The organism is Bacillus sp. V59.32b, from assembly GCF_003429085.1.
Classification (GTDB): domain Bacteria; phylum Bacillota; class Bacilli; order Bacillales; family DSM-1321; genus Peribacillus.
On sequence record NZ_QVTC01000017.1, the window covers coordinates 44982 to 60199 of the forward strand.

The 15218-nt window shown below is 41.4% G+C and carries 13 protein-coding genes and 1 pseudogene; 11 read left to right on the forward strand and 3 right to left on the reverse strand.

Annotation, left to right across the window (positions count from 1 at the left end):
• Window positions 1-181 precede the first annotated feature (181 nt).
• The 3 genes and pseudogenes from D0463_RS05020 to D0463_RS05030 all read left to right on the forward strand — a co-directional run bounded on the left by D0463_RS05020 (window position 182) and on the right by D0463_RS05030 (window position 3309).
• A pseudogene (locus tag D0463_RS05020) lies at window positions 182-978 on the forward strand (YwqG family protein).
• A gap of 61 nt (window positions 979-1039) precedes the next feature.
• Window positions 1040-1393, forward strand: coding sequence for a VOC family protein (locus D0463_RS05025; RefSeq protein WP_117305784.1), 354 nt, complete (start codon window positions 1040-1042; stop codon window positions 1391-1393).
• 386 nt (window positions 1394-1779) lie between these two features.
• Window positions 1780-3309, forward strand: a complete 1530-nt coding sequence (locus D0463_RS05030; RefSeq protein ID WP_117305786.1) for a class I adenylate-forming enzyme family protein — start codon at window positions 1780-1782, stop codon at window positions 3307-3309.
• A gap of 520 nt (window positions 3310-3829) precedes the next feature.
• On the opposite strand, the gene D0463_RS05035 is transcribed toward D0463_RS05030, so the two are convergent.
• The gene (locus D0463_RS05035) at window positions 3830-4153 is read right to left on the reverse strand and encodes a DUF2628 domain-containing protein (RefSeq protein WP_117305788.1); all 324 of its coding nucleotides are present in this window, start codon (window positions 4151-4153) and stop codon (window positions 3830-3832) included.
• A 285-nt stretch (window positions 4154-4438) separates the two neighbouring features.
• Window positions 4439-5344 carry a LysR family transcriptional regulator gene (locus D0463_RS05040; RefSeq protein ID WP_117305790.1) on the reverse strand — a complete coding sequence of 302 codons (906 nt, stop codon included), beginning with the start codon at window positions 5342-5344 and terminating at the stop codon, window positions 4439-4441.
• A 202-nt stretch (window positions 5345-5546) separates the two neighbouring features.
• Between D0463_RS05040 and D0463_RS05045 the strand changes: the two genes are divergently transcribed.
• From D0463_RS05045 to D0463_RS19305, 3 genes are all read left to right on the forward strand, one after another.
• On the forward strand, window positions 5547-7367 hold the full coding sequence (locus D0463_RS05045) for an assimilatory sulfite reductase (NADPH) flavoprotein subunit (RefSeq protein ID WP_117305792.1): 1821 nt from the start codon (window positions 5547-5549) through the stop codon (window positions 7365-7367).
• A 27-nt stretch (window positions 7368-7394) separates the two neighbouring features.
• Window positions 7395-9113 (forward strand): assimilatory sulfite reductase (NADPH) hemoprotein subunit, encoded by a 1719-nt coding sequence (gene cysI / locus D0463_RS05050; protein WP_117305794.1) that lies wholly within the window; start codon window positions 7395-7397, stop codon window positions 9111-9113.
• A 767-nt stretch (window positions 9114-9880) separates the two neighbouring features.
• Entirely contained in the window at window positions 9881-10048 is a 168-nt protein-coding gene (locus D0463_RS19305; protein WP_160118366.1) for a hypothetical protein, read from the forward strand.
• 342 nt (window positions 10049-10390) lie between these two features.
• On the opposite strand, the gene D0463_RS05060 is transcribed toward D0463_RS19305, so the two are convergent.
• Entirely contained in the window at window positions 10391-11236 is an 846-nt protein-coding gene (locus D0463_RS05060) for a YihY/virulence factor BrkB family protein (protein WP_117305798.1), read from the reverse strand.
• Between the two features lie 356 nt (window positions 11237-11592).
• On the opposite strand from D0463_RS05060, the gene D0463_RS05065 reads away from it, so the two are divergent.
• The 5 genes from D0463_RS05065 (at window position 11593) to D0463_RS05085 (ending at window position 15215) form a co-directional block, all read left to right on the forward strand.
• Complete coding sequence (locus tag D0463_RS05065; protein WP_117305799.1) at window positions 11593-11874, forward strand: hypothetical protein; 282 nt, start codon at window positions 11593-11595, stop codon at window positions 11872-11874.
• Window positions 11875-12025: 151 nt separating this feature from the next.
• Window positions 12026-12415, forward strand: coding sequence for a hypothetical protein (locus tag D0463_RS05070; RefSeq protein WP_117305802.1), 390 nt, complete (start codon window positions 12026-12028; stop codon window positions 12413-12415).
• 337 nt (window positions 12416-12752) lie between these two features.
• Window positions 12753-13001, forward strand: a complete 249-nt coding sequence (locus D0463_RS05075) for a GlsB/YeaQ/YmgE family stress response membrane protein (protein ID WP_117305804.1) — start codon at window positions 12753-12755, stop codon at window positions 12999-13001.
• A gap of 223 nt (window positions 13002-13224) precedes the next feature.
• A complete protein-coding gene (locus D0463_RS05080) occupies window positions 13225-13764 on the forward strand; it encodes a general stress protein (protein ID WP_117305806.1) in 540 nt (179 codons plus the stop codon).
• Between the two features lie 323 nt (window positions 13765-14087).
• Window positions 14088-15215 carry an NAD(P)/FAD-dependent oxidoreductase gene (locus D0463_RS05085; RefSeq protein WP_117305809.1) on the forward strand — a complete coding sequence of 376 codons (1128 nt, stop codon included), beginning with the start codon at window positions 14088-14090 and terminating at the stop codon, window positions 15213-15215.
• Window positions 15216-15218: the final 3 nt, after the last annotated feature.

The following is a 15218-nucleotide window of genomic DNA, read 5'->3' on the forward strand; positions in this document are numbered from 1 at the left end:
AATGAAATTCACAGGATGAATTGTTGGAATCGTAAACATTCATTGATAATGTTTTTTTATAAATAGCCGAATAATTAGTGAAGGAAAAAAGTAATTGTGTAGAGAATCTAGTTAATGCATATTGATTATTTTGTCTAGCGTGAGTTATAGAATCGCTTAACCTAATAATAGGGAGGTTCCCATGGAGCAAAACAGGAAGAGCGCATTGCCTAAAGAATTAGAACCGTATCGGAATGAGATTGAAAAACACGTCAAACCTTTCATCAAGATAACAGGAAACAAAGAAGATACATCTTTATCACAAAGCAAGTTCGGCGGTGCGCCTTATTTGCCTAAAACAATGGACCATCCAAAAGATGAATCTGGCAAGGCAATGAAACTTTTAGCACAAATCAACTTCGAACAGGTGCCAACATTGCAGAGTTTCCCTCCAAAAGGTATTTTGCAATTTTACATATCCATAGATGATGATGGTTATGGTCTTGATTATGATCATCCGACAAAACAAAAGGATTACAGAATCATTTATCATCCGGAAATTCTTACTGATGATATGTTAGTTACCGATTTTTCCTATATGGACGATTTTGATGAAAATTATTTTCCATTAGAAGAAACGGCATTATCCTTTGAGCTTGATTATGAAACTGTATCGGTCGCTGACTATCGCTTTGTATATGTTGATATTGACCTAGAGCAAGTTATCGGTGAAGGGGAAGACGGAGAAATCACTCTTTGGGAATTATATGCTGATGAGCTATCAAATGAAGGCCATAAAATGGGTGGGTATGCTTTTTTTACCCAGGTTGACCCAAGGGAAGACGAAAAAAAGTATAGAAACCATACGATCACCCTTCTGCAAATTGATACGGACGACGATTTGAATATCATGCGGGGGTGGCGAACTTTTTCATTAAGGAAGAGGACCTGTTAAAATTGGATTTCTCTAATGTTCTCTACAACTGGGACTGTCATTAAATCATCTAGATGGTGCTGTTTTTCACTGGAATATTAGAATTAGTGTCGGGAGGTGGACAAGATGAAGATCAAGGGTTTTGGAGGCGTATTCTGGAGAACAAAAAATATTGAAGCTTTAAAAAAGTGGTATGTAGAGGTTTTAGGAATATCGATGGAGGCTGGTTGGAATGGTACCGTCATCAAGCCTCAACAGGACAATGAAACTATCTTTTCATTCTTTACAGAGGATAGCAGCTATTTTCCAAAAGAACAGGCAGTAATGCTTAACTTCCAGGTGGAAAATATGGAGGATTGTTTAGCTCATCTGCAAAAGATGGGAGTCCCGCTTGTTAAGGAGCCTGAAAATAGTCAATACGGTACATTTATTTGGATTTCAGATCCGGATGGCAGATGGATAGAAATATGGGAGAAGTGAAATATTTATCAAAAAATATTGAATATTCAGAATCCTATTCGTATAATATTATTATCATACCTAATCAGTAGTTTAGATTAATGGATAGCAAAAGGACAAGTTACATATTATTGGTACATCCTTTAGAGACATTCTATTTATTTTACAAGCCAATAAAATATTTAATTGAATGCTTTAAATACTTTAAGAATAACTACGACGACTCAAAATATAATAATTCAAACCGTATCAAGAGAATCTGTAATGGAAGAAGCAATCGCTCGTTAGTTAACTGCCTGCTAGTTTCTAAACAGATTCTTTTTTTATAGAGTTATTTTGAGAACGCTTACAAAATTATAATAAATTAATCCTAAAAAATAATATCGAAAGAAAGGGAGGGAAAAGTTGTGAATTTGTTTGAAGGATTAGAACGAAACGCACGAAATAATGGGGAAAAACCAGCAATTATTTTTAACGAAAGGGTGCATACATATGCAGAGTTCAATGAGGAAACGAATTGGATTGCAAATGCCTTAATTAACTATGGAGTGAAAAAAGGTGACAAGATTGCCATCATGATGAAAAATTCTAACCAATTCCCTTATGTTTATTATGGGATCTTGAAAGCTGGGGGGGTTGCGGTCCCAATTAACTTTCGGTTAACGGCTCATGAAGTAAGTTATATTTTAAATGATTCTGATACTACGATTGTATTTGCTGATGACGATCTTTCAGAGACGATTTATAAAGCATCTGAAGGAAACGAAAAGCTTCGATTGCAAATCATGATTGGTTCGGATAAAAAAGACCATCAATTACTATTATCTGAGTTTCGTAGTTCAATATCAGAAAACCCCGATATCGGTGTCTCAGAATCGGATGATGCTGAAATCCTTTATACATCCGGTACAACGGGCTTACCTAAAGGAGTAGTTCTTGATCATCATCGTATTCTCCACGTAGCTATCGGTACGATTATGACAATGAAGATGGGCCATGAAGATCAATTGCTGCATATCGCTCCATTATTTCATTCAGCCCAACTAAATTTATTTATGGTCTCGGGTACTTTACTCGGTTGTACACAAGTGGTGCATCAAGAGTTTAACCCTGTACAAACCTTAAAAGATATTAACCACTATAAGATAAGCCTGTTTTTTGCTGTTCCGACGATGTATAACTTTTTGCTTCAGGTTCCTAATAAGAATCAGTATAATTTATCGAGTGTGAAGCGATGCGGATACGGAGCAGCCCCTATGCCTGTTGCCTTGTTAACGCAAGCAATGGATCTGTTTGGGACCGATCAATTTTATAATATGTGCGGACTGACGGAAGGCGGTCCTGGAGGGGTCTTCTTAATGCCGGAAGATCATAAATCGAAGCTGGGAGCCAGCGGCAGGGCTTCCCATTTAACGGATGCAAGAGTAGTAAACGAAAATGGAGATGACGTGCAGCCAGGGGAGGTTGGCGAGTTTATTGTTCGTGGTGAAACCATCATGAAGGAATATTATAAAAAACCTGAAGAAACGAAAAAAGCCCTTAAAGACGGTTGGCTTTACACAGGTGACTTGGCCACGATCGATGAGGACAGATTTATTACGCTCGTGGACCGGAAAAAAGATATGATCATTTCTGGCGGGGAGAATGTTTACTCAACCGAAGTCGAACAGGTCCTTTATAAACATCCGGATATTTTAGAAGTAGCCGTCATCGGAATTCCCCATGAGGTTTGGGGAGAGACAGTAGCAGCTGTCATCGTACCGAAACCAGGGAAACAGGTAAATCTAGAAGAATTACAACAATTTTGCCGGCAAGAACTGGCCGGCTACAAAATTCCGAGAGTCTTCCATGAACAAGACCAACTACCCAGAAACGCATCTGGGAAAGTATTGAAGTATCAGTTGCGTGAGGGATATAAGGAAATACCTGCAAGGTAGAAAAACAAGTGCTAGAAAAAACTCATTTAAAATGTTTATTGAGGGTTTGTTTTTTACGTGTATGGAGTCTGAGTCAAAAGACATAAAGGTAGTTATGAGTATTCACAGCTACGGTAACATGGTAGAGATCATAGCTTTGAGCCCGGTTTCGATTATTCATACAGAAAGAGCGGAGATTCTATATGTACAAGGATTTCCGCTCTCTTTTTGATTGTAATAATTCTTGTTAAATGACTAATATAGGGAATTGGAGACAATAAATAAAAACAAGCCTAAATTTGGTTTGAATTCTAACTGTCACGCCACTCTCTACTCAGTGCACTTATAGATGTCTTCACGTTCTTTTTATCTTGAATAATCGGATATTTAGAATATTATGGAATTATTCACTTTGAACTTGTTACAAAAAAAGTTAAAGCGTAATTTCATGATGTTCCATTGGAAATCATTTACAAAACTAGAGCCGGTCATCCTTGATGATCGGCTCTGCTTTTAAGTATAGTATTTTTTTCTTGCTACATTATACCGCTTTTGGCATTTCTGAAACAATTCCTTTGGTTGACAGTTCAGCTTGTGTCTGTTCATCTGCAGGTCTATATCCTTTTTCTAGCAAATCTTTAATAAAAATTTTATTATAGACAAAAGAAAAAATAATTCCTGGGATCCATGCTCCGAATCCTAAAGTAAGAGCTCCGATTACAGCTGCAGTAATAAACATAATGGCAGCCCACTTTAAATCTCCTCTAATAAGAGCTGGAAAAAAACCGAAGAAAAAAGTGGTCCAACTGAACCCTACTTTTACTTCTTTTACTACACCTGCTTCGTTTTTTAATCTTGCTTTCATTGTTCTAAAACCTCCATGATATATAAATAATAACCAGCTAATTATACTATAAAATATAAACACCGTCTTAAAATAATGATAATTATTCAAAAAATCAATCATTATCTAGTAGTTTTTACTTAGGGAATTGATCCTGCATACATGTATAATTTGTTAACTACAAGTTCGTTTTTACTAATTAGAATCGATGGAAAGAGGCCGTTTCTATGATCCCGGCCGGAGTTAAATAATTCTCGTCTTTTTTGGTAAGAACGATGCTTACCATAGGATTTATAAAGGAGAAAATTATTTATTATTTGTTACTCTGTCAGGCCATTTTCTGTTCAATGCACTAATAAAAGTCTTCACGTTCTTTTTATCTTGCATAATCGGCGAATATACATAGGAAAGCGTTCTGTTAAAAGACTGATTTTTCAACGGAATTATAGAGAGATTCCCATGTTGTATGTCTCTTTCAATGACACTGCGCGAAAGGAGAGATAGCCCCATACCATTTATAATGGTTTCTTTAATTCCTTGATTGCTGCTTATGGTAAGAAATGATTTCACTTTCAAACCATTTGAACGAATGACGTGGTTAAGATATTCACGGGTACCTGATCCAACTTCTCTGGTTACCCATGCCTGATTCGTAAGGTCAGCAATCGTAACTTCATCTTTACAAGCAAGTTCATGATTGTTCGCGGAAACAATAAATAACTCATCTTCCATAAAAGCGTGGACGGAAAGCTCCTTTTCATTTGTTTGACCTTCAATTAAGCCGATATCGACTTGATACAACCGGACGGCTTGAACGATTTCTTCTGTATTTCCAATCACAACTTGAAGCTCAAGTTCAGGATAATCTTTCTGAAGGTCGTAAAGTAAAGAAGGCAAGATATACTCGCCGATTGTAAAACTGGCGCCTATCTTTAATTCTCCTTTTATGGAGTTATGATGCTCGAGAATGTCTTGTCTAGTCTGTTCGTAAATCGTGATCATTTGTTTTGCACGATCGTATAAAATCTCACCGGTGGGGGTGATTTTTAAGATTTTGGGAGAACGTACAAATAATTTAGTTTGGAATTCTTTTTCTAAATTTTTAATATGCAAACTTACACTCGGTTGGGACATGAGCAGAATTTCGGCTGTTTTTGTAAAGTTTTTCACTTCTGCCAAGGTCACAAATGTTTTTAACGCATCATAGTACAAAAGAATCCCGCCTTATTATTAGAAATCTTAATAGCTGTAATCATTTATATATATTTTACTAATGCTTAGTCTTCAGGTAAAGTTCTTATAGAAACTTTTTTAATCGCTTATATCTTTAAAACCGACTTGATTTATAAGAATAATAGAGATATAACATAATTAATGAATGTAAAGTTTATAGTCCTTTGTGAGGTGGATATCGTTGCAACTTCAGGTAATGAACAGTCCGTTTAATCAGGAGCAGGCAGAGCTCCTAAACCGCCTTCTGCCATCTTTGACAGAATCACAAAAAGTCTGGCTGAGCGGTTATCTGGCAGCAAGCCAGACTGCTTCCGTTATCGGAACACCGGAAGCGCCAGTGGCGGAACTTCCTGTCGCAAGCGCCGGGCCAACAATCTCAAAAGAAGTGACCATTCTTTACGGCTCACAGACAGGCAACTGCCAGGGGCTTGCGAAGAATGCAGGCAAGACGCTTGAGGGGCGCGGCTTTCAAGTAAACGTCTCGTCGATGAGTGATTTTAAGCCAAATAATTTGAAGAAAGTCCAAAATCTTCTTATTATTGTTAGCACACATGGAGAAGGAGACCCGCCCGATACCGCGCTGTCTTTCCATGAATTTCTTCATGGCAGACGGGCACCAAAGCTCGATGATCTCCGTTTTTCTGTTTTGTCGCTTGGAGATAGCTCATATGAGTTTTTCTGTCAGACGGGAAAGGAATTCGATCAGCGGCTGGAAGAGCTCGGCGGCACACGGCTTTATCCGCGCTTTGACTGCGACCTGGACTATGATGAGCCTGCGGCCGAATGGCTTGAAGGGGTTCTTGGAGGCTTAGGTGAAGCTCAGGGTGGAAATGCAGCTCCAGCTTCGGTCTCAGCACCTCAAGCTGGTGAATCGGTGTATTCCAGAACAAATCCGTTTAAAGCGGAAGTGCTTGAAAATATAGATTTAAACGGACGTGGCTCGAATAAGGAAACACGCCACCTCGAGCTATCGCTTGAAGGATCAGGGCTTACTTTTGAACCGGGTGACAGCCTTGGCATTTATCCGGAAAATGATCCGGCTCTTGTAGATATGCTTCTTGAGGAAATGAAATGGGATCCGGAAGAAATTGTGACGATCAATAAACAGGGAGACGTTCGTCCGTTGAAAGAGGCGCTCACCTCTCATTTTGAAATTACCGTTTTAACAAAACCGCTTATTGAGAAGGCGGCACAGCTTTCAGCGAATGAGGATTTACGGGAACTGTTATCACCAGGCAATGAAGAAATACTAAAAGCCTATCTTGATGGGCGCGATTTGCTTGATTTGGTCCGTGATTTCGGCCCTTGGGGTGTATCGGTGCAAGAGTTTATCTCTATTCTCCGGAAGATACCGGGCCGCCTTTATTCCATTGCAAGCAGCTTATCCGCCAATCCGGATGAAGTCCATTTGACGATCGGCTCCGTCCGCTACAATACACACGGTCGCGACCGAAATGGTGTTTGCTCGATTTTATGTGCAGAACGCCTGCAACCGGGGGATACGCTGCCGGTTTATATTCAAAATAACCAAAACTTTAAGCTGCCGCAGAATCCGGATACACCGATCATTATGGTCGGTCCGGGAACCGGGATTGCGCCGTTCCGCTCGTTTATGCAGGAACGTGAAGAAGCCGGAGCGGAAGGGAAATCATGGCTCTTCTTCGGTGACCAGCATTTCGTAACGGATTTCCTTTACCAGACAGAATGGCAGAATTGGATTAAAGATGGCGTGCTGACGAAAATGGATGTTGCATTTTCCCGGGATACGCAGGAAAAAGTATATGTGCAGCACCGCATGCTTGAACACAGCAAGGAATTGTTCGAGTGGCTTCAAGAAGGGGCGGCAGTATACATTTGCGGCGATGAGAAAAACATGGCGCACGACGTCCATCACACACTGCTTGAAATAATCGAAAAAGAAGGCGGCTTAAGCCGTGAAAAAGCGGAAGAATATATCGCTGAAATGCAGCAGCAAAAACGCTACCAGCGCGACGTATACTGATTTTTGGATTGAAAGGAGTTTTTCAACATGGCGAACCCAATTTTAAAAGCGCCGGATGGCCCGCCCAGCGACGTTGAGCGTATTAAAGAAGAAAGTAACTATCTACGCGGCACACTGAAGGAAGTGATGCTGGAACCGATCAGCGCCGGTATTCCAGACGATGACAATCGCCTGATGAAGCATCACGGTAGCTACTTGCAGGATGACCGGGATCTCCGTAATGAGCGGCAAAAGCAAAAGCTTGAGCCTGCGTATCAGTTCATGTTGCGCGTCCGTATGCCGGGCGGTGTAGCAAAAGCTGATCAATGGCTTGTCATGGACGAACTGGCCGAAAAATACGGCAACGGAACCTTAAAACTGACTACACGAGAAACATTTCAAATGCATGGCATTTTAAAATGGAATATGAAAAAAACGATCCAGGAAATCCATTCGTCCATGTTGGATACGATTGCAGCGTGCGGAGATGTAAACAGGAACGTTATGTGCGCATCAAATCCTGATCAATCTGAAATTCATTCCGAAGTATATGAATGGTCGAAACAGTTGAGCGATTATTTATTGCCGCGTACAAGGGCATATCACGAAATCTGGCTTGATGAGGAGAAAGTAGCCGGGACGCCGGAAGTGGAAGAAATCGAACCAATGTACGGACCGCTATACTTGCCGCGTAAATTTAAGATCGGGATCGCCGTACCGCCATCGAACGACATTGATGTCTTTTCACAGGACCTAGGCTTCATCGCTGTAGTGGAAAATGACAGGCTTGTCGGCTTTAACGTTGCAATCGGCGGCGGCATGGGGATGACACATGGCGACAAATCAACATACCCGCAGCTTTCCAAAGTAATCGGCTTCTGTACGCCGGATCAGATTCTTGAACTGGCTGAAAAAGTCATAACCATCCAGCGAGACTACGGAAACCGTTCAGAACGGAAAAACGCGCGGTTTAAGTACACAGTCGACCGGTTAGGTTTGGACGTGGTCAAAGCTGAACTGGAAAACCGCCTTGGTTGGAGCCTGCAAGAGGCAAAGCCGTTCCATTTTGACAGCAATGGCGACCGTTATGGCTGGGTGAAGGGCATTCAAGGCAAATGGCATTTCACTCTGTTTGTCGAAGGAGGCCGCGTTGCTGACTTTGATGACTTCAAGCTGAAGACTGCTTTGCGCGAAATCGCCAAGATCCATTCTGGTGAGTTCCGCCTGACAGCGAACCAAAACCTGATCATCTCCAATGTACCGAGCCAGAAAAAGAAAAAGATCAGCGAATTGATCGAACAATACGGCCTGTCCGATGGCAAAAATGTTTCTGCGCTCCGCCGCAGCTCCATGTCATGCGTCGCACTTCCGACATGCGGACTGGCGATGGCCGAAGCAGAACGCTATCTGCCGGTGTTGATGGATAAGATTGAGGCGATTGTTGATGAAAGCGGCCTTCGAAATGACGAAATCACCATCCGCATGACTGGCTGCCCGAACGGCTGTGCACGTCATGCACTCGGTGAGATTGGCTTTATCGGTAAAGCGCCTGGTAAATACAATATGTACCTAGGCGCAGCCTTTGACGGCAGCCGCCTAAACAAAATGTACCGTGAAAACATCGGGGAAGAAGAAATTTTGAACGAACTGCGCGTACTTCTACCGCGCTACGCAAAAGAACGCCAGGAAGGCGAGCACTTCGGTGATTTTGTCATCCGGGCAGAGGTTGTCGAAGCGACAACGGACGGCACGAATTTTCATGATTGATTGAGAAGCAACAGAGACAGGAACCTATTCCTGTCTCTTTTTATTTTTTCGTCTTAATGCAAGACACATTCCAGCTGATCTAACATATTGCGCATCGGAATAATAAAAGTGAACCATGGTTAAGAAAGAATCCGCAAATGTGGAAATACGATGCTATACTTCAATATTAAGCCAATACAATCGTATAAAGTGAATTTAAAGCTGGCACTGGAGGATAAAGAAAAGGCTTGTCCAGAATCTTCGAATGGACAAGCCTTAATATATACTGTGAAGCGTATCTATGAAGTTGATGTTGCATACTGGGTGGCTTCGTCATTTGTCCCTGATAATACCGGCCAGGCTCGATGATACAACCTTTGATTCAGGCTCACCGATACAACCTGCGATCTTAAGCTGGAATGGAAGCTCTAAATTGTAACGTGTTGGCTAGGCTCACCGATACAACCTTCTTTTAGGCTCGATGATACAACCCGCCTTACGACATGTAAAATATTTAACCTTGCTGTGCGGTTACACGGCGAGGTGTTTTGTTTATATTTGTATATTAACACTTAGAACGTGCGTTCGCAACAATAATATATTAAAAATATGGAAAACATTTCGACACTATTAGTCAAATATCGCTGCCTATCTGTGCCTTATCAAGTCCGTGGCGTGACGCTTAATGAAGTGAAGGAGCGTAATAGTCATTTAAAGTTATTTTTTTGCGTATAAACTAAATAATACGCAGATAATATAAACCCATAAGTTAAAAAGGAGGGACGCTTATGTCAACACCGAATAAAAAGAAGTCCGATTTCACACCTGAAATAAAAGGCGGACAAAAAGTAGTGAAGTCTGCACCGGATCTGGCTGGATTGGACGACAGGACTACTTTGGATGAAAACAGGTCAGGCAAGGATTTAATGAATGGAACTCCTGGACATAACGAGTAATAACCAAGGAACCGCTGAGATTAATCAGTGGTTTTTCTTTTCATTTAGGAATACAAATGGGACTCTCAAGGATGCAGAAACTTCAGTTACACCATCGAAAATAACGTTTGCAAAGTAGACGCAATTTTTCGGCTAAAAAACTTGTGCCATCTGGGCGCTATTCCGCTTTCTTTATAATACCAATGGCTTTAAACCTTCCCCGGCGTGGGCAATGCCACTATTTTCGATTTAGCCAGTTCTCTGCCTTATGACTAGACCGAGCGAAGGAATATAGCCACACGCTGATGCCAAGACACATGGGAGGATCCTTCAAAGCAGTAGAACATCTTGACCATAAAAAGTCTATTTTTTCACAAACAATGGTTTTCTTTTCGAAATCCTGCTATTCCTATGAAACAGGGAGTTCACTTCTCCGCCTAAAACTAAAGCAAACCCGGTAAAGTACAGCCAAAGCATCAGGACAATGACCGCTCCTAAACTTCCATAAGTGGAAGAGTAATGAGCATAATGATTAACATAAAAGGTAAAGCCCACAGTTATCATAAGCCAGACAACCGTGGCGGCAAATGCTCCCGGAATCACTTGTTTTAAGCGGTAAGCTCTATTAGGGGCAAAACGGTACAGAATACTGATAACTACTGCGATAACGACAACGGAAACAAGCCATCTTATTACATGCAGAAAAACAACTACTCCATCTGGAATAAATACTAGTTCGTATACCGCTGAAAAAATCAGATTGCCGAACACAGGGAGCAGCAATGCTACAAGAAAAGCAAAAATCAAGCAAAAGGTAAGCAGAATCGAAATGCATTTCGTTTTTATGAAACCCCTTGTTTCCTCGACATCAAAGGCAATATTCATAGAATGCATAAAGGCATCCATTCCACTCGAGGCAGACCAAATCGTTCCGACAATGCCAAAAGTAAGCAAGCCTTCATTTTGTTTGCTGAATATCTCCAAAATATTGTCATGAATGACAGTCGCTGTTTCTGAAGGAAGAAAGGTATTGAGAATCTCCAGTGCCCGCGATGGTTCTATCGACAAATATGGGAGTATGGAAAGTAACAGAATCAACAGAGGAAAGAGGGCGAGCAAATAATAATAGGCCTGTTCTGAAGCCAAACCTGTTGCTCTGTCTCTTTTTAGTTTCTTGTTCAGCTCTATTCCAAAGGAAATGAGATTCATCTGTTTCACATCCGTATTACATATTTTTCAACTTAGATCATTTTCACCAATGTCCTTATCAATCACTAATCACCTTGACTGCTACTCAGCCCTAGTCTTCCCCGTTTATTAGAGATTATATTAGACAGCCTTTTGTTAGAGAACAAGAATTAGAGGATGTTATTAAAACTAGATCAACCGTTTATGATATACCCTTGAAATCTATGGAAATGACGGGAGGAATAATGATTACAATTTACGATATATATGAGATATGTATATCCATTTAATAGTTAATATTTAGGCTAAATTCCTAGTTTTGCCATTTTGAATGATGGGTATCTAACACACATACCTTAATTGAGGAGATGGTAACGATGACAAGAGTTAAAAACGTGACACCTTATGTATTCTTTGGAGTCGGAATTGCCGGCATTACATTTTTGACTAAGGGCAGCCATAAAGAAAAAATCATAACCACATTTCATACTCTTAAGGAGCGAGCAGTGAACTATAGACACAAGAAAAAACAGGACGCATGCCAAGATGTATGGATAAAAGCGAGTCATCCGGATCCATATGATATCGAAGATTCCCGTATGGTGGATGAAGGGGGAATATACTACGTTCATTACTATAATAAAAAAATGCATGGATAGTGAAAAACTCATCCGGTTGGCCATCATGTAACTAACTGGAATCCTGATTATTTTTAAAGTATAAAGAACAATGAGATGGACCATACTGTTTGTACGCTTCAGTAAATTTGGTCAAGTGAAGTTCGTGATTAATTTGAAGGAGGCAGTAAGTATGAATACCAAAAGCAAAGTGATCGGCACAATTGCACTGGGAGCAACCGCATACTTCATGCGAAATAAAGAATCACGTGAAAAAGTGGTGAAGGGAATACAGTCCTATAAAAAGCCGGAAACGATTGGGAAAGTCCAGTCCAGGGTTCAAACCCTTGTTTCGCCAGAGACAGTTGATAAGGTAAAGGACGGAGTGCAAACTTATATAAAACCCGAAACAGTAGATAAAATAAAGAACAGTGTCCAATCGTATGTAAAGCCGGAGACGGTTGATAAAATCAAGAATGGCGTACAATCATTCATCACGTCGAAAACGAATAGTGATTCCAAAGATCAGGATTCATCGTTGGAAACCAGCGAGAGCATGCAAGACAATACAAAATCTCATTAGGGATTAAACCCGCCAAAAAACCAGGATATGATCATTCGTCAAAAGAAGAATGATGAGCTAAGTTTTAGGATCAGAGTACTCGAAAGAAACTAAGTGGATGCATTTCGATGTGTCCGCTTTTTATTTTGGATTCCATTACGGTGCCAATATCTGAACTGTGTTCTTAAAAATCATTTGTAATAAAGGAATGCCACGTTGAATAGGATGTAAAGGGTTGTACTGTAAGCAAGGTGGTGGTTTTTAACCATTTGTTTTCCTGCACATCCTTTAAGGAACTATCCTGCACTACCTCTTCGATTTTATTCTTTACAAATTAATCTGGAAAGGGGCAGAGTAAATGGCATTTCTTTGGATGTTGATTGTTGGCGGGGTTATTGGATGGCTTGGCGGTTTGATCATTGGGCGTGATGTACCGGGCGGAATCATTGGCAATATCGTTGCTGGTTTTGTTGGGGCCTGGCTCGGTTCAGTACTATTGGGATCTTTCGGACCTGTCATTGGCGGATTTTATATTATCCCGGCATTAATCGGTGCAATCATTGTCGTTTTTCTAGTCAGTTTGGTCTTGCGAAGCATAAGGCGATAATCTGAAATGGATCTAAACACGGACTTATTCCTCCTTTAGTAAACGAATAACCATTTGGGGGGAGCCGGCAGTAGAGAATTTATCAGAATTCTGGTACTGACAGGTTTCCCATTTAGTCATCTTGTTGCATATGAATTTCAAACAAAGCTTTAAGTAACCGGCACTCTGCCATTACCGGGAAACATGCATCGCCTTAACCTAAACTGAGTGGAGGTATTCAGGTATGGAGAAGAAAGTAGTTGGCGTATTTAACGATGTGGATGAGGTAATCCGTTCCATTAATGATTTGAAAGAGCAGGGCTATACTTCCGATGACATTTCACTGATTAGCAAGAACAGAAAGGAAAATGAATATATCGCGGAGGAAACAGACACGAAAATGGAAAAAGCCGGAGTCACGGGCGCGGCAGCTGGTGGATTTATCGGTGCTGCCGTAGGACTGCTCGCTGGCATCGGTGCTTTTGCCATCCCGGGGATAGGTCCAATTATTGCGGCCGGGCCTATCCTTTCCACTCTTGGAGGAGCGACAGCCGGTGCAGGTGTCGGCCGCCTAATTGGAGCATTAATCGGCTTGGGTTTATCTGAAAAAGAAGCAAACGAATACGTAGAGAATATAAAAGAAGGTAAAATTCTCTTACTCGTAAATCGAGACGAGAATAAGCAGCCAGGAATTCAGATAACCCTCCGCCCCAATAAGGCATTAAATACCTCTGAAAATGTCAGGGAAGAAACAGTCAGGCAGGGTAAGAACTTTGAATCTTGATAAACCGAAACTGTAGGTTGAATAATGCTTAGCAGAGGGAGTCTTAAAAGGCCAAGGATCATGGCTTTAAAGAGACACCTCTTTTTTATTTACAGATAATTTGAACGGTAAGAAGTCTTTTATTTTATGGCTTCTATTCTTATTTATTTTCTTATTTAATTGGTGCTTTTCCATTTCCTCAATGATTGTCGTTATATTTTTAGTAACACTGAGCACGAACTTGCATCTGATCACATTCCGCTTGCTTTATAATTTCCTGCACGATTAGCTATAATATAGGATAGCAATATGTAAAGAATGTGATTTAGGAAAGGGTTCGGTTTATGAAAAAAGTTATAGTAGTCGGGGCGGGTATTCTCGGAGCATCGACAGCCTATCAGTTGGCGAAAATGGGTGCTGAGGTTCTGATTATAGATCGCAATGATAAAGGGCAGGCAACAGCTGCAGCTGCAGGGATTATTTGCCCATGGATATCGCAGCGGCGCAACCAGGCCTGGTATCAGCTGGCAAAGGCAGGAGCACGCTATTACCCGGGACTGATTAAAGAGCTTGAAAGCGAAGGGGAGACAAATACGGGTTATGCTCAGGTAGGTGCTCTCAGTATCCACACTGACATGGAAAAAATGAAAAATCTAGAAGAACGTGTACAAAAACGAAAACCGGACGCATCGGAAATCGGTGATATTTCCCGGCTTGATGAAAAGGAAACCCGAAAGCACTTCCCGCCGCTCGCTGAAGGGTATCATTCGGTTCATATTGGCGGAGCCGCCCGTGTCGATGGCCGTGCGCTGCGTGATGCGTTAAAGAGATCTGCACAAAGAAACGGGGCAACCCTTTTAACCGGGGATGCTGCACTGCAATTTAATTCGAACCGGGTAACAGGTGTAACGGTCGGTGATGAAACCCATTCGGCTGACAAAGTAATCGTTTGTGCGGGTGCCTGGGCCAATCAAATATTGAAGTCTTTAGGCGTTAATTTCCAAGTAAGCTTTCAAAAAGGACAAATCGTGCAGGTGCAGCTTCCTGATGCAGCTGACACACACAAGTGGCCGGTGGTCATCCCGCCTTCGGATAAATATCTTTTGGCTTTTAACGACCAGAGGGTATTAATCGGTTCAACCAACGAAGATGATATAGACGGTTACGATGTACGGGTAACAGCGCGGGGAGTGCAGGAACTCCTCAACAAAGGCTTGGAAATGGCTCCGGGTTTAGCGGATAGCACTTTTTTGGAAACAAGAGTCGGTTTTCGACCCTTCACCCCTGGTTCTTTGCCGGTGATCGGTTCTCTGCCCGGCTGGGATGACATTATAGTCGCAAACGGGCTCGGGGCATCCGGGTTGACGATGGGACCATATATCGGGAACCAGTTGGCAAAGCTGGCACTCGACATGGATTTGGATATAGACCTCAATGATTATGATATTCAAAAAGCAATCGGGGACAATTGATCC

Bases quoted from the DNA above. Each gene is read 5' to 3' on its own strand.
- D0463_RS05085 (WP_117305809.1), top strand. From the start codon at position 14,088: ATGAAAAAAGTTATAGTAGTCGGGGCGGGTATTCTCGGAGCATCGACA.
- D0463_RS05025 (WP_117305784.1), top strand. From the start codon at position 1,040: ATGAAGATCAAGGGTTTTGGAGGCGTATTCTGGAGAACAAAAAATATT.
- D0463_RS05080 (WP_117305806.1), top strand. From the start codon at position 13,225: ATGGAGAAGAAAGTAGTTGGCGTATTTAACGATGTGGATGAGGTAATC.
- D0463_RS05035 (WP_117305788.1), bottom strand. From the start codon at position 4,153: ATGAAAGCAAGATTAAAAAACGAAGCAGGTGTAGTAAAAGAAGTAAAA.
- D0463_RS05070 (WP_117305802.1), top strand. From the start codon at position 12,026: ATGAATACCAAAAGCAAAGTGATCGGCACAATTGCACTGGGAGCAACC.
- D0463_RS05065 (WP_117305799.1), top strand. From the start codon at position 11,593: ATGACAAGAGTTAAAAACGTGACACCTTATGTATTCTTTGGAGTCGGA.
- D0463_RS05075 (WP_117305804.1), top strand. From the start codon at position 12,753: ATGGCATTTCTTTGGATGTTGATTGTTGGCGGGGTTATTGGATGGCTT.
- D0463_RS19305 (WP_160118366.1), top strand. From the start codon at position 9,881: ATGTCAACACCGAATAAAAAGAAGTCCGATTTCACACCTGAAATAAAA.
- D0463_RS05060 (WP_117305798.1), bottom strand. From the start codon at position 11,236: ATGAATCTCATTTCCTTTGGAATAGAGCTGAACAAGAAACTAAAAAGA.
- cysI (WP_117305794.1), top strand. From the start codon at position 7,395: ATGGCGAACCCAATTTTAAAAGCGCCGGATGGCCCGCCCAGCGACGTT.